Source organism: Pseudomonas sp. Leaf48 (assembly GCF_001421885.1).
Lineage (GTDB): Bacteria > Pseudomonadota > Gammaproteobacteria > Pseudomonadales > Pseudomonadaceae > Aquipseudomonas.
The window spans coordinates 63,666-81,882 of sequence record NZ_LMLH01000012.1; the positions used below are offsets into that span (position 1 = coordinate 63,666).

The 18,217-nt window shown below is 60.2% G+C and carries 15 protein-coding genes; 8 read left to right on the forward strand and 7 right to left on the reverse strand.

Going from position 1 to position 18,217, the window contains the following annotated elements:
• Nucleotides 1-18: 18 nt before the first annotated feature.
• From ASE98_RS10420 to ASE98_RS10430, 3 genes are all read right to left on the reverse strand, one after another.
• Entirely contained in the window at nucleotides 19-1,197 is a 1,179-nt protein-coding gene (locus ASE98_RS10420) for a vWA domain-containing protein (RefSeq protein WP_060541284.1), read from the reverse strand.
• An 18-nt stretch (nucleotides 1,198-1,215) separates the two neighbouring features.
• The gene (locus ASE98_RS10425; RefSeq protein WP_060541285.1) at nucleotides 1,216-2,061 is read right to left on the reverse strand and encodes an AAA family ATPase; all 846 of its coding nucleotides are present in this window, start codon (nucleotides 2,059-2,061) and stop codon (nucleotides 1,216-1,218) included.
• A gap of 143 nt (nucleotides 2,062-2,204) precedes the next feature.
• Nucleotides 2,205-3,311, reverse strand: coding sequence for a DUF748 domain-containing protein (locus ASE98_RS10430; RefSeq protein ID WP_442962702.1), 1,107 nt, complete (start codon nucleotides 3,309-3,311; stop codon nucleotides 2,205-2,207).
• A gap of 98 nt (nucleotides 3,312-3,409) precedes the next feature.
• On the opposite strand from ASE98_RS10430, the gene cysK reads away from it, so the two are divergent.
• Nucleotides 3,410-4,384, forward strand: a complete 975-nt coding sequence (gene cysK / locus ASE98_RS10435) for a cysteine synthase A (RefSeq protein WP_060541287.1) — start codon at nucleotides 3,410-3,412, stop codon at nucleotides 4,382-4,384.
• Between the two features lie 590 nt (nucleotides 4,385-4,974).
• On the forward strand, nucleotides 4,975-5,838 hold the full coding sequence (locus ASE98_RS10440; protein ID WP_060541288.1) for a DMT family transporter: 864 nt from the start codon (nucleotides 4,975-4,977) through the stop codon (nucleotides 5,836-5,838).
• Between the two features lie 129 nt (nucleotides 5,839-5,967).
• Here ASE98_RS10440 and ASE98_RS10445 read toward each other — a convergent pair whose 3' ends face one another.
• The 4 genes from ASE98_RS10445 to ASE98_RS10460 form a co-directional block, all read right to left on the reverse strand.
• The gene (locus ASE98_RS10445; protein WP_060541289.1) at nucleotides 5,968-6,909 is read right to left on the reverse strand and encodes a LysR family transcriptional regulator; all 942 of its coding nucleotides are present in this window, start codon (nucleotides 6,907-6,909) and stop codon (nucleotides 5,968-5,970) included.
• 69 nt (nucleotides 6,910-6,978) lie between these two features.
• A complete protein-coding gene (locus tag ASE98_RS10450) occupies nucleotides 6,979-8,508 on the reverse strand; it encodes a tripartite tricarboxylate transporter permease (RefSeq protein ID WP_060541290.1) in 1,530 nt (509 codons plus the stop codon).
• The gene (locus tag ASE98_RS10455; protein WP_060541291.1) at nucleotides 8,505-9,038 is read right to left on the reverse strand and encodes a tripartite tricarboxylate transporter TctB family protein; all 534 of its coding nucleotides are present in this window, start codon (nucleotides 9,036-9,038) and stop codon (nucleotides 8,505-8,507) included. Before ASE98_RS10455 ends, ASE98_RS10450 begins: the two co-directional genes overlap by 4 nt.
• Before the next feature lie 53 nt (nucleotides 9,039-9,091).
• On the reverse strand, nucleotides 9,092-10,105 hold the full coding sequence (locus tag ASE98_RS10460) for a Bug family tripartite tricarboxylate transporter substrate binding protein (RefSeq protein ID WP_060541292.1): 1,014 nt from the start codon (nucleotides 10,103-10,105) through the stop codon (nucleotides 9,092-9,094).
• A 441-nt stretch (nucleotides 10,106-10,546) separates the two neighbouring features.
• Here ASE98_RS10460 and ASE98_RS10465 point away from each other — a divergent pair, with 441 nt between their 5' ends.
• The 6 genes from ASE98_RS10465 (at nucleotide 10,547) to ASE98_RS10490 (ending at nucleotide 18,120) form a co-directional block, all read left to right on the forward strand.
• The gene (locus ASE98_RS10465) at nucleotides 10,547-11,887 is read left to right on the forward strand and encodes an MFS transporter (protein ID WP_060541293.1); all 1,341 of its coding nucleotides are present in this window, start codon (nucleotides 10,547-10,549) and stop codon (nucleotides 11,885-11,887) included.
• A complete protein-coding gene (locus ASE98_RS10470; RefSeq protein ID WP_060541294.1) occupies nucleotides 11,880-12,851 on the forward strand; it encodes an amidohydrolase family protein in 972 nt (323 codons plus the stop codon). Before ASE98_RS10465 ends, ASE98_RS10470 begins: the two co-directional genes overlap by 8 nt.
• The gene (locus tag ASE98_RS10475; protein ID WP_060541295.1) at nucleotides 12,848-13,852 is read left to right on the forward strand and encodes a 4-hydroxythreonine-4-phosphate dehydrogenase PdxA; all 1,005 of its coding nucleotides are present in this window, start codon (nucleotides 12,848-12,850) and stop codon (nucleotides 13,850-13,852) included. Before ASE98_RS10470 ends, ASE98_RS10475 begins: the two co-directional genes overlap by 4 nt.
• 330 nt (nucleotides 13,853-14,182) lie before the next feature.
• Nucleotides 14,183-15,358 carry an L-rhamnonate dehydratase gene (locus tag ASE98_RS10480; protein WP_060541296.1) on the forward strand — a complete coding sequence of 392 codons (1,176 nt, stop codon included), beginning with the start codon at nucleotides 14,183-14,185 and terminating at the stop codon, nucleotides 15,356-15,358.
• Between the two features lie 39 nt (nucleotides 15,359-15,397).
• Complete coding sequence (gene araD1, locus ASE98_RS10485) at nucleotides 15,398-16,393, forward strand: AraD1 family protein (protein ID WP_060541297.1); 996 nt, start codon at nucleotides 15,398-15,400, stop codon at nucleotides 16,391-16,393.
• 146 nt (nucleotides 16,394-16,539) lie between these two features.
• Nucleotides 16,540-18,120: an aldehyde dehydrogenase (NADP(+)) gene (locus ASE98_RS10490; RefSeq protein ID WP_060541298.1), complete on the forward strand. Its 1,581-nt coding sequence runs from the start codon at nucleotides 16,540-16,542 to the stop codon at nucleotides 18,118-18,120.
• Nucleotides 18,121-18,217: the final 97 nt, after the last annotated feature.

Below are 18,217 nucleotides of genomic sequence, written 5' to 3' on the forward strand. Positions count from 1 at the left end.
CTTACCGGCAATACATTCCTATTTGGATAAAAACCGCATCCCTTCCTCCAACCCGCGAAGGGTCAGGGGATACATCTGGTCATCGATCAAGTCCCGCACGATATTGGTCGACGAGGTATAGCCCCAGGTGTCTTTCGGGTACGGGTTGATCCAGATGAGCTTCTTGTACTTCTCCTTGAACCGCTGCATCCACACGTAACCGGCTTCTTCGTTCCAGTGCTCGACGCTGCCGCCTGCCTGGGTGATTTCGTAGGGCGCCATCGCGGCGTCACCGATGAAAATCACTTTGTAGTCGGCACCGTACTTGTGCAGCAGGTCCATGGTCGAGGTGCGCTCGGAGGTGCGGCGCATGTTGTTCTTCCACACCGATTCATAAATGAAGTTGTGAAAGTAGAAGTACTCCAGGTGCTTGAACTCGGTCTTGCAGGCCGAGAACAGCTCTTCGCAGATCTTCACGTGAGCGTCCATCGAGCCGCCGATATCGAACAATAGCAACAGCTTGACGGTGTTACGCCGCTCCGGCCGCATCTGGATATTCAGCAAACCGGCATCTTTGGCGGTGTGGTCGATGGTGCCATCGATGTCCAGCTCTTCGGCCGCGCCCTGGCGGGCGAACTTGCGCAGGCGGCGCAGGGCGACCTTGATATTGCGCGTGCCCAGCTCGACGGTGTCATCGAGGTTCTTGTACTCGCGCTGGTCCCAGACCTTGACTGCCTTGCCCTGACGCTTGCCGGCATCGCCGACCCGAATGCCTTCGGGGTTGAAACCGCCGGAACCGAACGGGCTGGTACCACCGGTGCCGATCCACTTGTTGCCACCGGCATGGCGTTCCTTCTGTTCTTCCAGGCGCTTCTTGAACTCTTCGATCAGCTTGTCCAGGCCCCCAAGGGACTGGATCGCCGCGCGCTCTTCGTCGGTCAGTGAACGCTCGAACTCCTTGCGCAGCCAATCTTCGGGGATCAGCGCCTGCAAGTGATCATCGAGTTTTTCCAGGCCGTTGAAATAGGCCCCGAACGCTCGATCGAATTTGTCGAAATGCTTTTCGTCCTTCACCAGGATCGCCCGGGACAGGTAATAGAACTCGTCCATGTCGGCGAAGGTCACGCGCTGTTTCAGCGCGTTGATCAGGTCCAGCAGCTCACGCACCGAGACCGGCACCTTGGCTGCGCGCATTTCATTGAACAGGTTGAGCAGCATGGTCTTTGCCCCGGATGATCAACGACTGCCGCGACGGCTCATGAACGCCAGGCGCTCAAGCAATTGCACGTCCTGTTCGTTCTTCACCAAGGCGCCGGCCAGCGGCGGGATGGCCTTGGTCGGATCGCGTTCGCGCAGGACCGCTTCGCCGATGTTGTCGGCCATCAGCAGCTTCAGCCAGTCCACCAGCTCTGAGGTCGATGGTTTTTTCTTAAGGCCCGGCACCTTGCGCACGTCGAAGAACACGTCCAGCGCTTCGCTGACCAGGTCTTTCTTGATGTCCGGGTAATGCACGTCGACGATCCGCTGCATGGTCGTGCGATCCGGGAACGCGATGTAGTGGAAGAAGCAGCGGCGCAGGAATGCGTCCGGCAGCTCTTTCTCGTTGTTGGAGGTAATGATGATGATCGGACGCTTCTTGGCCTTGATGGTCTCGTCGATCTCGTAAACGTAGAACTCCATTTTGTCGAGTTCTTGCAGCAGGTCGTTGGGGAATTCGATGTCGGCCTTGTCGATTTCATCGATCAGCAGGATCACCCGCTCTTCGGATTCGAAGGCTTCCCAGAGCTTGCCCTTTTTCAGGTAGTTGCGAACGTCGTGGACCTTTTCCGTGCCCAGTTGCGAATCGCGCAGGCGGCTGACCGCGTCGTACTCGTACAGGCCCTGGTGAGCCTTGGTGGTGGACTTGATGTGCCAGGTGATCAGCTTGGCGCCAAAGGATTCGGCCAGTTGCTCGGCGAGCATGGTCTTGCCGGTGCCTGGTTCGCCCTTGACCAGCAATGGCCGCTCCAGGGTGATGGCGGCATTCACCGCCAGCTTCAGGTCATCGGTGGCGACGTAGGCCTGGGTGCCTTCGAACTTCATCTGCTAATCCTCGAACGGTAACGCCGACCTGAAAAGGCAGGGCGGGGCGCAATAAAATGTCAGCCCCGACTATAACGCGCTGTCCGGTCGACTGTGAACGCAGACGGCTTATTCAGTCTCTGAATGGAGCGTCACATCCTGACTCAGCCAGCATCCGGCTTGGGATTCTCATACCGTGCATTGAATGCCTGGATGAAACCATTACGTAAAATCTGCAAAAACGCCTGAAATGCGCTGATATCTTGCCGATGTACGTTGCCTTTCAGTTCGACGCGGGTGGCAAACTGATTCTTGCCCTGGTTCTTCAGCACGGTTTCAGAGCCCCCGACTATAGCTTCCCAGATGGATCGAAAAATCCCTTTGTCTTTGTTTTCCACGTCCTGCTGCCAGTTGAACACGTCGACGTCTTTCAACAGCGGCTTGATATAGCCCGTTAACCTGGCTTTTTTCGCCTGCGCTTCGATCACCACGTCGCCGTGGCCGGCGTTGAAGTCGAACTTGCCATAAGCCGCTGCGAAGTCGTTCATGCGTTTGAGTTCAATGTCCCGGGCGCGCAGGCGGAACTCGAAGTCTTCGAAATTGCTCAGCGGGTCGAAAGTGGCGCTTGTTTCAAGTGGTGCGTGCCCCAGCAACAGGGCTTTGCCTTCGAAGCGTGCGTCACGTTTGCCTTCGGTATCGACGACATTGGTCAGGTTGTAAATGCTGGCATCGACCTTGGTGGCGTTCATGTTCACCGCAGGTTTGGAATTGAAATTGCGAAAACTGATCTTGCCGTCATCGATCTTTACTTCGTTCAGGGTGATCGGCAGCAATTTGCCCAACTGGGCGCGCCAGTCGGTGCCTTGGCCGGTTTGAGAGTTCTGTTTGTTGGCGCCACCGTCGACGAAATTCACTTCAGGCCGGACGAATGTCACCTCGGCCACTACCGCATGGTCATGCCAGAGTGAGTGCCAGCTGACCGAGAGGTCGATCAACGGTGCATCGACGAACGGAACCGGCACCTTGCCGTCGACCTTGACGATCTTCAAGCCATTGATTTTGTAGGCGCCGCGCCACAGGGCCAGGTCCACATCGGTGATCTGGCCGCGGTAATCACCCATGTCCGCGAGGCGGTCGTTGAGGTAGTCGCGCACCAGATAGGGCAGCGCGAAATGCAGGGCAATCAGCAGCACAATCAGGCCGGCGAAGGTCCATAGGGGCCAACTGTATCGACGTTTCATGGTGGCAAATCTCTGGCGATCTAAAGCCATTGACTCCTGTAACAACTGGACGTTCGACCTGACTGGACGACTACAGGTAACAGGCATACCTTTGTGCGCTTATCAAATGCTGTAGTAAGGACCCAGCCATGAGCCGCATTTACGCAGACAACGCCCATTCCATCGGCAATACACCGCTGGTGCAGATCAATCGCATCGCCCCGCGCGGCGTGACCATCCTGGCCAAGATCGAAGGGCGTAACCCGGGTTACTCAGTCAAGTGCCGGATCGGCGCTAACATGATCTGGGATGCCGAAAGCACCGGCAAACTCAAGCCTGGCATGACCATTGTCGAACCGACCTCCGGCAACACCGGTATTGGCCTGGCCTTCGTCGCCGCCGCCCGTGGTTACAAGTTGATGCTGACCATGCCGGCGTCCATGAGTATCGAGCGACGCAAAGTGCTCAAGGCCCTGGGCGCGGAACTGGTGCTGACCGAACCGGCCAAGGGCATGAAAGGTGCCATCGAGAAGGCCGGCGAAATTGTCGCTGGGGATCCATCCCGATACTTCATGCCGGCACAGTTCGATAATCCGGCCAACCCGGCCATCCATGAAAAGACCACCGGGCCGGAAATCTGGAACGACACCGACGGTGCGGTCGACGTTTTGGTGGCCGGTGTCGGAACAGGCGGAACCATCACTGGCGTTTCGCGCTACATCAAGAATACCCGGGGCAAACCGATTATCTCGGTGGCCGTGGAGCCTGCTGTCTCGCCGGTGATCACCCAGGCGCTGGCCGGTGAAGAGATCAAGCCGAGCCCGCACAAGATCCAGGGTATTGGTGCCGGTTTTGTGCCGAAAAACCTCGATCTGTCGATCGTGGACCGGGTCGAACTGGTCAGCGACGACGAGTCCAAGGCCATGGCCCTGCGCTTGATGCAGGAAGAAGGGATTTTGTGCGGTATCTCCTGCGGTGCGGCCATGGCTGTCGCGGTGCGCCTGGCGGAGACCCCGGAAATGCAGGGCAAGACCATCGTGGTGATCCTGCCGGATTCCGGTGAGCGTTACCTGTCGAGCATGCTGTTCAGTGACCTGTTCACCGAGAAGGAAAACCAGGCATAAGGCGGCATTCAGGCGATTGGTTGATCCGGGCGCGATGCGCCCGGTGTTGGCGGTAGTGGGGCTGACGTTTCTGGGGTATTGGTTGTTCGGGTGATTATCTGTCCGGGAAGCAGACCTGTAGCTGGCTTGCCAGCGATCGCGGTTTATCAGTCATCATTGATTTTTGCTCAGCGCGCTATCGCCAGCCAGCCGGCTTCTACAGGCTCCCGGCGCTTTTGACCAATTGATTGCATTCCATACCCAGCGCTGGTTATAGTCGGCGCACAGTGAGCTCCAGTGACTCACTTATTCACTCCTTAAAAAAGATCAGCCCAATGCCTGCATCCCTCATAAACGCGGTAGTCGATTCAGCGGTCAACGCTGGCGTCGTGCCGTGCGGGAATCAGCAACCGGGGCAGATCAGTCATTACCCCCCACCTGTCAGTAGCACGCCGGTGTACGCAGTCGTATCACCGCCGGGCGTTGGCGTTTCGGGCTGATCAGCTTTTTCCTGCTGTTCCCGTGCCCGCCTGCAAAGCGCCCGCTTGAAAAAAACTACTGAATTTCAGCTTCGGCTGAGTTGGCTATTTGCCTGACTACAGGTGGTATTCATGTTTGTCCTTTCGAAACAGTCCGCACTCGCGGCGGCTTCCACGAGTCTGTTCGTCCTGCTGTGGAGCAGCGGGGCGATCTTCTCCAAATGGGGCCTGGCCCACGCATCACCTTTTGCCTTTCTGTTGTTTCGCTTCGCCATCGCGTTGTGCGGCCTGGTGTTGCTGGTGCCGTTGCTCAAGCTGAGGCTGCCCAAAGCGGGCAAGCCAATGCTGTATGCGATGGCCACGGGGGTGGTGCTACTGGGGGCCTATCAGATTTTCTATCTGCTGGCGCTCGACCTAAAAGTCACGCCCGGGGTGATGGCGACCATCATGGGCGTGCAGCCGATCCTCACCGTGGTGTTGATGGAGCGCCAGCGTTCCTGGAGCCGGATGTTCGGTCTGGCCCTGGGGCTGGGCGGCTTGATCATGGTGGTCTATCAGGGTATCGGCCTGGCTGGCATGTCGTTGGCCGGGATGCTCTTTGGTTTGCTGGCGCTGGCGAGCATGACCTTCGGCTCGATCATGCAGAAACGCATCACCGACAATCCCCTCGGCACGCTGCCGGTGCAATACCTCGCCGGGTTACTGTTGTGCGGGATTTTCGTGCCGTTCCAGCCATTTCACTTCGAGCAGGGCTCCGGCTTCATTGTGCCGGTGCTGTGGATGGGGCTGGTGGTGTCGGTACTGGCGACCTTGCTGCTGTACCGTTTGATCGCCCGGGGCAATCTGGTGAATGTCACCAGTCTGTTTTACCTGGTGCCAGCGGTGACAGCAGTCATGGACTACCTGATTTTCGGTAATCGCCTGGCGATGCTGAGCATTCTCGGCATGTTGCTGATCATCATTGGTCTGGTGTTCGTGTTCCGTAAAACCGGTTAAAACGCGCTCCCCTTGTAGGAGCCGGCTTGCTGGCGATAGCGTTCTGTCAGGCGATCAATAATGCCTGGCAGAATGCCGTCGCCAGCAAGCCGGCTACCGCAGGTTTTGCGTTATCCCTGAAGAACCGTTTCATTTGCTCAGCGCATGCTCGGCCCGCACCGAATTCATGAACGCCTGCATCGCCGAGGATTGAATGCGATGGCGCCTGGTGATCAAGCCATACGGCGGCAAGCGCGCTTCGAACTTGATCGGCAGCACCGCCAGTAAATCACGGCCAGGATAATCCTCGACCACCGACACCGGCGTGACACCGAGCATGTCGGTCTGCTGGATCAATGAGAGCAGGGTCATGATCGAGGTGGTTTCGACGATGCTGCTGGGAATATCGACCCGCGCATTGTGGAACACCTGATTGATGATCGCGCGCATCGGGCTGGGTTGTTGTTGTAGCACCCAGGTCATGTTTTGCAGTTCGGCCCAACTCAATTGAGTCGCTTTCGCCAGTGGATTGTGCGCGCCGGAAATCACGCACAAGGCTTCTTCGCCGAGGCTGTCGAAGAGCAATTCTTCGGCCCGGGCACCCGCCGGAATCCGCCCCAGCACGATATCCAGTTGATCCTGCAGCAATGCTTGTACCAGCACGTCGCTGGTGTCGACCTGAATGCTCATGGACAGACGCGGATGGCTTTGTTTCAAGGTTGCGATGGTACGCGTGAGCAGTCCTGAAGCGAGAGCCGGAATCGCTCCCACCGCGACGCGGCCGAGGTTGCCGGACTGCAGGGCGACCAGTTCTTCACGCATGCCGCTGAGTTCGGCGAACACCATGCGTGCGTAGTAAATGACCGTCTCGCCGAATGGGGTGGAGCGCATGCCGCGAGGCAAGCGTTCGAAGAGTTCGACGCCGAGCAAATCCTCGGCTTCGTGCAGCATCTTGGTCGCTGCCGGTTGAGTCATGCCGATGTGGTCGGCGGCGCGGCGCAACGAGCCGAATTCCTGCAGGGCCAGCATCAGCCGCAGTTGGCGCAGACGCAGTCGGCTGTGGATTACGTTGGCATCAGGAATTCGGGTCATGGGCCGCGCTCGCATGAAAGACTGCGGCAAGCCTGACAACAAATGTCAGGCGTTGCCAGCATTGCTGTATCACAGCACGGATTTGGTCTTGGCGACGGGCGGTTTGCGCAGGCCTGTCAGGGCGCCCAGTGCCCTGGAAATCAGCGGCCAGAACAGCATCAGCAGTGCCGCTGTGGTCAGGCTGCCCACCAGTGGGTTGGACCAGAAAATCCCCAGGTGGCCGTCGGAGAACAGCATTGACTGTCGGAATGCATCTTCAGCCTTGTCACCCAGCACAGCGGCCAGTACCAGTGGCGCAATCGGGTAGCCGAGTTTCTTGAACAGATAACCCAGGGCGCCGAAGCCGAGCATCAACACCACGTCGAAGAACGAGTTGTGGACCGAGTAGGCACCGATGGCACAGACCATGATGATGATCGGCGCGATGATCGAGAACGGAATGCGCAGGATCGAAGCGAACAGCGGCACGGTAACCAACACCACGATCAGGCTGACCACGTTGCCCAGATACATGCTGGCGATCAGGCCCCAGACAAAATCATGCTGCTCGACGAACAGCGTCGGGCCGGGGTGCAGGCCCCAGATCATCAAGCCGCCAAGCATTACCGCTGCCGTGGCCGAACCAGGAATGCCCAGGGTCAGCATCGGCAATAAGGCACTGGTGCCAGCGGCATGGTCTGCAGTTTCCGGAGCGATCACGCCTTCGAGTTCACCTTTGCCAAAATTGTCGCGGTTTTTCGAAAAGCGCCGCGCCAGGCTGTAGCTCATGAACGATGCGGCGGTCGGTCCGCCTGGTGTAATGCCCATCCAGCAACCGACCAGGGTGCTGCGCACGATGGTCCACCAGTAGCGCGGCAGCTTGGCCCAGGTGCGCAGGATCACCATCGGTGTGATGCGCGCATGTTCGCCACGGAACACCAGGCCTTCTTCGACAGTGCAGAGAATTTCACCGATGCCGAACAGGCCGATCACCGCCACTTCGAAGCTGATGCCGGTCATCAGTGTCGGCTGGTCGAAGGTCAGGCGCAGGTTGCCGGACACAGTGTCCATGCCGACCGCTGCCATGGCGAAACCGATCATCATCGCCACCACGGTTTTCAGTGGCGGGTTCTTGCTCATGCCGATGAAGGTGCAGAACGCCAACAGGTACACCGCAAAGAACTCCGGCGAACTGAAGGACATGGCGAACGCGGCAATCTTCGTCGACAGGAAGGTCAGCAACAACACCCCGGCCAACGCACCGAGCAGCGCCGAACTGAATGCAGCGGTCAGGGCTTCGGCGGCGCGACCTTCGCGGGCCATCGGGTAGCCGTCGAACGTGGTCGCCACCGATGAGGGCTCACCGGGGATGTTGAACAGGATCGAGGTGATCGAGCCGCCGAACAGCGCGCCCCAATACATGCACGACAGCAGGATGATCGCCGATACCGGCGACATGGTGAAGGTCAGTGGCAGCAGCAGCGCCACGCCATTGGGGGCGCCGAGGCCGGGCAACACACCGACCAGAATGCCCAGCAGCACGCCGATCACCATCAGGCCGATATGGCCCGGGGTCAGGATCAGGTTCATGCCTTGCAGCAGGGAATCGAACTCGCTCATTTGAAGTTTCTCCCGGCCAGGGCAATCCAGTCGCCCATCGGGCCGGCATCCAGCGGGACCTTGAACCACAGCGCGAAAATCAGGTAGCTGGCGAGCACCGCGCCCAGGGACACGCTGGCGATCATCAACTTGCCATAAGGTTTGGCGCGCACCTTGTCACGCCACATGAACCAGGCGATGAAGCACGCCGAGGCCACATAGATGCCAGTCAAGGGCATGGCGCCGACGAACAGCGCGATAGGGATGAATACCGACATCACTTGCTTGAATGCACTGCCGCTGACGAACGCAACACTGAGCGCCTGCCAGCGCACCAGGGTCAACAGGCCGTTGGCCACGCTGGCGGCACTGAGCATCAGGCCGATATAGAAGGGGAAGTAACCCGGCTCTGGGCCGGCATCGCCCCAGCCAATGCCTTGTTCGAGGCTACCGTACATCACCACCGCGCCGATCAGGGTAGTGAACAACGCCAGGCCGAGTTCGACCCAACGGGTGCCGACCAGTGCCGGTGAATCCGAGGAATGGGACATGAACATATCTCCAGCAGGGCACGGCCGCCCGCAGGCAGGCGGCCGTGGCGACTTCAGTTTTTCAGCCAGCCGGCTTCCTTGAACACTGGCGTGACGCGGGCGGTGTCTTTTTCGATGTAGGCAGTCAGCAGCTCGCCTTCGAGGAAGGTCGGCACCAGGGCGTTCTGCTTCACGTAGGCCTTGAACTCAGGGGTTTCGGTGACTTTGCGCATCAGCTCGACATAGAACGCCCGTTGTTCGGCGGTGACTTCGCCAGGCATGAACACGGTGCGCGGGAAGCGATACTGATCGATGCCCAGGCCTTGTTCGTGGCAGGTCGGTACGTCGGCCCAGGATTTATCGCCGGCGACTTTTTCGGTGTAGCTCATGCGCTCCTTGCTGAATACGCAGAGCGGCTCGACCTGGTCACCACGCCATTGGCTGATGCTTTCGCTGGGGTTGTTGACGTTGGCGGCGATGTGTTTGCCGGCCAGTTGGGTCGCGGCTTCGCTGCCGCTCTTGAACGGGATGTACACCAGTTTGCTGTTGTTGGTCTGGTTGAGCAGCAGGGTCAGGGTCTGGTCGACGTCCTTGGACTGGCTGCCGCCCATGCGCAGGCTCGATGGGTCGGCCTTGACCGCCGCGTAGAAGCCCTTGGCGTCTTTCCAGGGCGCGTCCTTGTAGCTCCAGAGGATGAAGTCATCTTCGGCCACGGCGGCAATCGGTGTTAGCTCCTGCCATTGATAGCCGAGCTTGGACACCAGCGGCAACAGGTAGATGTTATTGGTACCGATCACCAGTTTCTCGGCATCGCCCTTGTTCATCTTCATGTCGAGGAAGGCTTCGGCGCCATTGCCGCCGCCCTTGTTAAGGACGATGGTATTAACGTCGAGCAGCTTGTGGGTGGTGATGATCGACTGGATCAGGCGCCCGAGCTGGTCGGTGCCGCCACCGGGGCCACCGGCGACAATGATTTCGACATTCTTGTCCGGCTGCCAGGCGTGCGCCAGGGCGGGAAGGGCACCGGCGGCGATCAGAGTGCAGCCAAGAAACAGACGGGAAGTGCGACGGACGAATGCATTTCGCATGGGAAGGGCCTCGTTTCGGTGTTTTTGTAATTGTTATGAGCGACTTGTTTAAGCGTTAAAGCCGCAAGCCTGGCCTGAGTGTGTGAACACGCAGACTCCACGTCTAGTCAAAACAATACATACACCGATAGCCTGGAGTTATAGCTCGGCAAACGAAGCAGGACTTATGTAGGAGCGAGACTGCTCGCGATGGACTCATGGGCGCTGCGTCTCTTCAAGAAACACGCGTTTTCGTTGAAGTCCATCGCGAGCAGGCTCGCTCCTACAGAAAAAAGCGCCAACATTGAAAGGACGTTGAAAGCAGGGCATGGCATAACCCGAGGCTATCGCCTGATTCCAAGTATTGATTAGACGGTTATCAGCGAGCCTTCGATAGTGCTCACCACGCCGCCAGGAAAGGTGTCGTTACGTTCACAACAATAATAAAACGAGGTACGCACCATGGCTCGTTCCAGTGCTTCCCTGAACCTGCCCGCCGCAGGTATCCAGCCACCGGCCGCGGCGAACGCGCAGGCCGGCACCGCCAAAGCCAGCAGTGTGCGTTGGCGGATCTTCGCCATCATCTTCGCCTTGACCATGATCAACCTGATCGACCGGGTCTCGCTATCCATCGCGATGCCGACCATTGCCCACGAATTTTCCCTGTCTCCCAGTTTGCAGGGGCTGATCCTCAGCAGCTTCTTCTGGGCCTACGCGCTGTTGCAGATTCCCGGTGGCTGGTTGATCGACCGATATGGCCCGCACCGGGTCATCAGTTGGTCGACCGGCTTGTGGGGCACGTTCCAGGTACTGGCGGCGTTCGCCACCGGTGGCCTGTCATTATTGTTTGCCAGGGTGGCACTGGGTGCCGCCGAGGCGCCGCTGTTCCCCTCGGGCGGCAAGATGATTTCCCTTTGGCTGGCCCCCAGCGAACGCAGTCGCGGCGCGGTGCTGATGGACAGCGGCAGCCCGTTGGGTGTGGCGCTGGGCGGGTTGATCATTGCTTACCTGATCGCTTCGCTGGATTCCTGGCGCCTGGCCTTTGTGATTGCCGGTATCGCCACCCTGGCGCTGGCCTGGCTGGCGCGGCGTTATCTGCGCGATGACCCGGCCAGCCACCCGCAGGTCAATGAAGCCGAGCTTGAACAGATCAACGCCGGCCGTGCCACACCGGCTGCCGAAGCGGCGCGGGTGCCGGTCAAAGGCCTGGGCATTGCCGCGCGTTCCCTCAGTGGCTTGCTGATCGGTCGTGCCAGTTGGGCGATGGTGTATTTCGGGTTGCTGACCTGGGGCCCGAGTTATCTGTCCCAGGCCCGCGGCTTTGATATCAAGGGCATTGGTGCTGCGACTTTCGTGATCTTCCTCTGTGGTGCGCTGGGCTCGTTGACCGGTGGTTTTCTTTGCGACGGTTTGATTCGCAAGGGTGTCAGCCGCGGTACGGCGGTCAAGAGCCTGCTGGCGTTTTCCGGGCTGGTGGCCCTCGGCGCCTTCCTGCTGCTGCCGACCCTTAGCAATCCTTTTGCAGCAGTGGCGCTGTTGGCGATGACCGCGTTTTTCCTGATGTGGGGCAGCCTCTACTGGAGCTTCCCGGCACTGCTGGCGGCTCCGGCGCGGGTTGGCCTGATCGGCGGCGTGATGAACATGGCGGGCAGTACCGGCGGCATTGCGGTACCGATCCTGGTGGGCGTGATTTTGCAGATGACCGGTGGTTTTGCCCCGGTGCTGGGCTTCTTCGCGGTGTGCTCGGCGGTGTTTGTGCTGGCTACGTTGTTCATCAGTCTGGATGAGGTGCGACATGTCTAAGCTCTTGGCCGGTACCACTTGGGATGGCCCGATCGTCGATGCCCATCATCACTTCTGGGACCCGACCGTCAACGACCACCCCTGGCTCGCTCCTGAGGCCAGCGTCCCGTTTCGTTACGGTGACTACAGTGCAATCAAGCGGCGTTATTTCCCTGAGGACTATTTCGCCGATGCGGCCGCGCATGACGTCGTGCAGACGGTGTACGTCGAGACCGAATGGAACCCCGGGGACCCGATTGGCGAAACCAGGTTCATCGAGCAATTGGCCGCCCGTTACGGCGTGCCGAATGCCATTGTGGCGCAAGCCTGGCTCGATCATCCGGACGCCATCGATGTATTGCACGAACAGGCGCGTTTCAAGCACGTGCGCAGTGTCCGGCACAAACCCGGTGGGCCGGCCACGCCCCAGCAAGTCGGGCATCTGCGCAGCCTGATGAGCGATGAGCACTGGCGCCGCAGCTATGCCGCCCTCGAAGGCCTGGGGCTGCATTTCGATTTGCAGACACCCTGGTGGAACCTGCACGAAGCCGAGCGCCTGGCCCGGGACTTTCCCGGAATCACGCTGATTCTCAACCACGCCGGCTTGCCCAGCGATCGCAGTGCCGAAGGCCTGGCGAGCTGGCGCCTGGCAATGGCGCGGCTGGCGCAGTGGCCGAACGTGCAGGTGAAGATTTCCGGCCTGGGGCAGGGTGGCCAGCGCTGGCGTGCCAAAGACAACGCCTGGATCGTGCGCGAGGTGATCGCCATGTTCGGCAGCCAGCGGGCGATGTTTGCCAGCAACTTCCCCGTGGACAGCCTGTGCGGCTCGTTCGACGACATCTACAGCGGTTTCAAATCCATCGTCGCCGATCTGCCACGGGCCGATCAGGAGCGACTTTTCTGCAGCAACGCGCAGCGGGTTTATCGCTGCGAGCCTTGCGCCATTGACCGTGCGCAGCCTGAACCCTTGAGGAGTGAAGCATGAACAAGACTACCATCGCGATGGTCCTGGGGGACCCTGCCGGCATCGGCCCGGAACTGATCGCGCGACTGCTCGGCGAGCCGCAGGTGCGCAGCCAGGCCAATGTGATCCTGATCGCCGACGAGGCGGAAATGCGGCGTGGCATGCGCATCGCCGGGGTGGAGTTTCCCTTTCGTCGCGTGGAATCCCTGGCGCAACTGGACTTTGTCGATGACACGCCGCTGTTCTACGATTTTCGCGGCGATGCCATGGGTGAGTTCCCCCGTAGCGAAGCCAGTGTGGTGGGCGGTCGCTACAGCCTCGACACCCTCGAACAGGCCCTGCGCCTGACCGAAGCGGGCACCACTGATGCGGTGCTGTTCGGCCCGTTGAACAAGACCTCATTGCACATGGCCGGCATGGCCCACAGCGACGAACTGCACTGGTTTGCCGAGCTGCTGGATTTCCACGGACCGTTCTGCGAATTCAACGTGCTCGACAACCTCTGGACCTCGCGGGTGACTTCCCACGTGGCCCTGGCCGATGTGCCGGGCATGCTCAGCCAGGCGCGGGTGGTGGAAGCGATTGAGTTGATCGATACCGCGCTCAAGCGCAACGGTCTGGAAAAACCGCGCATCGGCGTGTGTGGCTTGAACCCGCACAACGGTGACAACGGGTCGTTTGGTCGTGAAGAGCTGGACATCATCGGCCCGGCGGTGCGTGCGGCTCAGGCCAAGGGCATCGCGGCTGAAGGGCCGTACCCGGGAGATACGATTTTCCTCAAGGTCCAGGGCGATGCCAGTGCCTTCGATGCAGTGGTGACCATGTACCACGACCAGGGGCAGATCGCGATCAAGCTGATGGGCTTTTCCCGCGGCGTGACGGTGCAGGGCGGCTTGCCGATCCCGATCACCACACCGGCCCATGGCACGGCCTTCGATATCGCCGGGCAGGGCAAGGCCAATGTCGGGGCGATACGCCAGGCGTTCGAGATTGCCTGCCGGATGGGCGCCAACAGCTACTGATTTCCCGATCCATCGACAACACTTAACCCTGTGGGAGCGGGCTTGCCCGCGATGGCGGTGTGTCAGGCGGCATTTATGTCGATTGACATTGCCTCTTCGCGAGCAAGCCCGCTCCCACATTTTTTTGTGTCATGCCTGATAACTCGATCAGAGCAATAAACGCATTCATCTATCACCCCAGGTTATCGCCGGATACGCATAAGTGATTATCCGCCGCCCCCGGGCGCTGGCTAAAGTCGGCCCATCGAATGCCTTGGAACCCGTCACCGAGCAGCTCCAGGCACGCGACCCGACAACTACAAGAAGCCGGCAGCTCAAGGAACTGTATTCATGAAAATCAAAGCGATCCGTACCCGCGTTTTCGAGTGGAAAGGCAAAGTCGTTCCACCTCAAGCGCACTTCTGCACCAACGCCAGTGACATCCTTTTCGAGCGCGGCGACGCCATGGGATCGTTCCGTTTCCACGGCTGGCTGGTGGTGGAAGTCGAGACCGATACGGGCCTGGTCGGCATCGGCAACTGCGCCCTGGCGCCGCGTGTGGCCAAGGAAATCATCGACACCTACCTGGCACCCATCGCGATGGGTGAAGACCCGTTCGACAACGAATACATCTGGCAGAAAATGTACCGCCAAAGCCACGCCTGGGGCCGTAAAGGCATCGGCATGGCGGCCATTTCGGCGATCGACATCGCGATCTGGGACATCATGGGCAAGGCGGTCAACAAACCGGTGTTCAAACTGCTCGGTGGCCGTACCAAGGAAAAGATCTGGACCTACGCCTCCAAGCTGTACGCCAACGACAACCTCGACCTGTTCCTCGAAGAAGCCCAGGGCTATCTGAACCAGGGTTTCACTGCGCTGAAAATGCGCTTCGGCTACGGCCCGAAAGATGGCCCGGCGGGTATGCGCAAGAACATCGAGCAAGTGCGCGCCCTGCGTAATCTGGCCGGCCCCGATGTCGACATCATGCTCGAATGCTACATGGGCTGGACCCTGGAATATGCCCGTCGCATGTTGCCGAAACTGGCCGAGTTCGAGCCGCGCTGGCTGGAAGAACCGGTGATCGCCGACGACATCGAGGGCTACATCGAGCTGAAAAAAATGGGGATCATGCCGATCTCCGGCGGCGAGCACGAGTTCACCTCCTACGGCTTCAAGGACCTGCTGGAGCGTCGCGCCGTCGACGTGATCCAGTACGACACCAACCGCGTCGGCGGCATCACCGCCGCACGCAAGATCAACGCCATGGCCGAAGCCTGGTCGGTGCCGGTGATCCCTCACGCCGGGCAGATGCACAACTACCACCTGACCATGTCCACCACCGCCTCGCCGATGGCCGAGTTCTTCCCGGTATTCGACGTCGAAGTCGGCAACGAACTCTTCTACTACGTGTTCAAGGGCGAGCCGCAGCCGGTCAACGGTTACATCCAACTCGACGACCACAAGCCCGGGCTGGGCCTGGAAATCTCCGATGAGTACCTGAGCGACTTCAACATCATCGAGTGACCCTGTGGCCACCAATTCGCGACTCTATGGAGGGCCGACATGCGCCTGATTCAATTCGAAAATACTGCCGGACAACGTCAGGTCGGACTCGTCGACGGGGCACAGGTCCAGGTGCTGCGCGACACCCGCAGCACCCGCGAACTGGCACTCGCGGCGATCCGCGGCAAACGCAGCCTGCAAGAAGAAGTCGCGCAGCGCGGCACCGAGCCCGGGCCCGATTACGCGCGGTTATTGCAGCAGCGCTGCGTTTTGCCACCGCTGGATCACGAAGACCCGGCCCATTGCCTGATCAGCGGCACCGGCCTGACCCACCTGGGCAGCGCCTCGGCACGGGACAAAATGCACCAGCAGGACGGCGCCGTAGAAATCGGCATGACCGACACCATGCGCATCTTCAAATGGGGCCTGGAGGGCGGCAAACCGGCGGCGGGGCAGGTAGGCGCGCAACCGGAATGGTTCTACAAGGGCGACGGCAGTATCGTCGTGCGCCCCGGTGAGGATTTTCCGGTGCCGCCGTTTGCCGAAGACGCCGGCGAAGAACCGGAGCTGACCGGGCTCTACGTGATTGGCGATGACGGCCAGCCGTATCGCGTTGGTTATGCGCTGGGCAACGAGTTCTCCGACCATGTGATGGAGCGGCGCAACTACCTGTACCTGGCGCATTCGAAGCTGCGTTATTGCTCCTACGGTCCGGAGTTGCGCATCGGTGAGTTGCCCAGGCACCTGGTCGGCACCAGCCGGATCAAACGCAACGGCGAAACGATCTGGGAAAAGGAGTTTCTCAGCGGCGAAGACAACATGTGCCACAGCCTCGCCAACCTCGAATTCCACCACTTCAAATACTCGCAGTTCTTGCGCCCGGGTGATGTCCACGTGCATTACTTCGGCACTGCCACGCTGTCGTTTGCCGACGGTGTAAAGACCCAGCCGGGGGATCGCTTCCAGATCAGCCTGGATGAGTTCGGTGCACCGCTGATCAACGGCATAGGCGAAAGCGCCCAGCCGCTGCCGATCGGACAAGTTCGCGTGCTCTGAACACAGGTTCTGAGTCGAACGCAATGTTGAACAACACGAAGATCGGCTCCCTTTCCCCTCTCCCCTTTGGGGAGAGGGTTGGGGTGAGGGGTGACTCTTGAACACCCCACGAATCTTCGGTCAGTCACCTGACTAAGGATCTCCACATGACCACGCCACTCGGACACAACTACATCGGCGGCCGTCGCAGCGCCAACGGCACCTCGCAACTGCAAAGTATCGACGCTACCACCGGTGAACCACTGCCCGGCACATTCTTCCAGGCATCCGAAGCCGAAGTGGACGCCGCCGCCAAAGCCGCCGCTGCGGCCTACCCGATCTACCGTAACCTCAGCGCAGAAAAACGCGCACGATTCCTCGATGCCATTGCCGATGAAATCGATGCCCTCGGTGATGATTTCGTCGCCACGGTCTGCCGCGAAACCGCGTTGCCTGCCGGACGTATCCAGGGTGAGCGCGGGCGCACCAGCGGCCAATTGCGTTTGTTTGCCAAGGTGCTGCGGCGCGGCGATTTCTACGGCGCGCGCATCGACCGGGCGTTACCGGAGCGTCAGCCGTTGCCGCGTCCGGACCTGCGTCAGTACCGCATCGCCCTGGGGCCGGTGGCGGTGTTCGGCGCCAGCAACTTTCCGCTGGCGTTCTCCACCGCCGGTGGCGATACCGCTTCGGCGCTGGCCGCCGGTTGCCCGGTGGTGTTCAAGGCCCACGGCGGCCACATGGCGACCGCCGAGTGGGTGGCGGACGCAATCATTCGCGCCGCCGAGCGCACGCAGATGCCGGCCGGTGTGTTCAACATGATCTATGGCGGTGGAGTGGGTGAGTGGCTGGTCAAGCATCCGGCGATCCAGGCCGTGGGCTTCACCGGCTCGCTCAAGGGCGGTAATGCCTTGAGCCACATGGCCGCGAACCGGGCGCAACCGATTCCGGTGTTCGCCGAGATGTCGAGCATCAACCCGGTGTTTTTGTTGCCCGAGGCGCTCAAGGTGCGGGGCGAGCAGATCGCCGCGCAACTGGCCGCTTCGGTGACCCAGGGCTGCGGGCAGTTCTGTACCAATCCTGGCCTGGTCATTGGCCTGCGTTCGCCGCAGTTCAGCACCTTTCTCGAAACCTTTTGCGCCAGCATGAACCAGCAGCCGCCACAAACCATGCTCAACGCCGGCACACTGGCCAGCTACAGCCGGGGGCTGGGTGAATTGCACGAGCATCCGGGCCTGATGCACCTGGCGGGCAAGCCGCAGCAGGGCAATCAGGCGCAACCGCAGGTGTTCAAGGCCGATGTCAGTCTGTTGCTCAAGGGCGATGATCTGCTTCAGGAGGAAGTGTTCGGGCCGACCACTATCGTTATTGAAGTTGAAGATCGGGCGCAGTTGGCGGCGGCGCTGCACGGCCTGCGCGGGCAACTGACGGCGACGCTGATTGGCGAGGCCGACGAGTTACTGGAGTACCGCTGGTTGGCGGAGGTATTGCAGGAGAAGGTCGGGCGGATTCTGCTCAACGGCTATCCGACCGGGGTCGAGGTGTGCGAGGCGATGGTGCATGGCGGGCCATATCCGGCGACTTCGGACTCGCGGGGCACGTCGGTCGGGACGCTGGCTATCGACAGGTTCCTGCGACCGGTGTGCTTCCAGAATTATCCGGATGCGCTGCTGCCAGAGGCATTGCAGGATGCCAATCCGCTGGGGATTGAGCGGTTGGTGGATGGGGAGATGAGTGCTTCGGCTTTGTAGTGCCTGAGCTGACGCTTTCGCGGGCAAGCCCGCTCCCACAGTTGATCTCAGTGATCACAGATATCGCGTTCACATGAGATCCAATGTGGGAACGGGC

Bases quoted from the DNA above. Each gene is read 5' to 3' on its own strand.
- ASE98_RS10430 (WP_442962702.1), bottom strand. From the start codon at position 3,311: ATGGCTTTAGATCGCCAGAGATTTGCCACCATGAAACGTCGATACAGT.
- ASE98_RS10450 (WP_060541290.1), bottom strand. From the start codon at position 8,508: ATGAGCGAGTTCGATTCCCTGCTGCAAGGCATGAACCTGATCCTGACC.
- ASE98_RS10420 (WP_060541284.1), bottom strand. From the start codon at position 1,197: ATGCTGCTCAACCTGTTCAATGAAATGCGCGCAGCCAAGGTGCCGGTC.
- ASE98_RS10425 (WP_060541285.1), bottom strand. From the start codon at position 2,061: ATGAAGTTCGAAGGCACCCAGGCCTACGTCGCCACCGATGACCTGAAG.
- ASE98_RS10465 (WP_060541293.1), top strand. From the start codon at position 10,547: ATGGCTCGTTCCAGTGCTTCCCTGAACCTGCCCGCCGCAGGTATCCAG.
- ASE98_RS10455 (WP_060541291.1), bottom strand. From the start codon at position 9,038: ATGTCCCATTCCTCGGATTCACCGGCACTGGTCGGCACCCGTTGGGTC.
- ASE98_RS10460 (WP_060541292.1), bottom strand. From the start codon at position 10,105: ATGCGAAATGCATTCGTCCGTCGCACTTCCCGTCTGTTTCTTGGCTGC.
- ASE98_RS10440 (WP_060541288.1), top strand. From the start codon at position 4,975: ATGTTTGTCCTTTCGAAACAGTCCGCACTCGCGGCGGCTTCCACGAGT.
- ASE98_RS10480 (WP_060541296.1), top strand. From the start codon at position 14,183: ATGAAAATCAAAGCGATCCGTACCCGCGTTTTCGAGTGGAAAGGCAAA.
- cysK (WP_060541287.1), top strand. From the start codon at position 3,410: ATGAGCCGCATTTACGCAGACAACGCCCATTCCATCGGCAATACACCG.
- araD1 (WP_060541297.1), top strand. From the start codon at position 15,398: ATGCGCCTGATTCAATTCGAAAATACTGCCGGACAACGTCAGGTCGGA.
- ASE98_RS10470 (WP_060541294.1), top strand. From the start codon at position 11,880: ATGTCTAAGCTCTTGGCCGGTACCACTTGGGATGGCCCGATCGTCGAT.
- ASE98_RS10475 (WP_060541295.1), top strand. From the start codon at position 12,848: ATGAACAAGACTACCATCGCGATGGTCCTGGGGGACCCTGCCGGCATC.
- ASE98_RS10445 (WP_060541289.1), bottom strand. From the start codon at position 6,909: ATGACCCGAATTCCTGATGCCAACGTAATCCACAGCCGACTGCGTCTG.
- ASE98_RS10490 (WP_060541298.1), top strand. From the start codon at position 16,540: ATGACCACGCCACTCGGACACAACTACATCGGCGGCCGTCGCAGCGCC.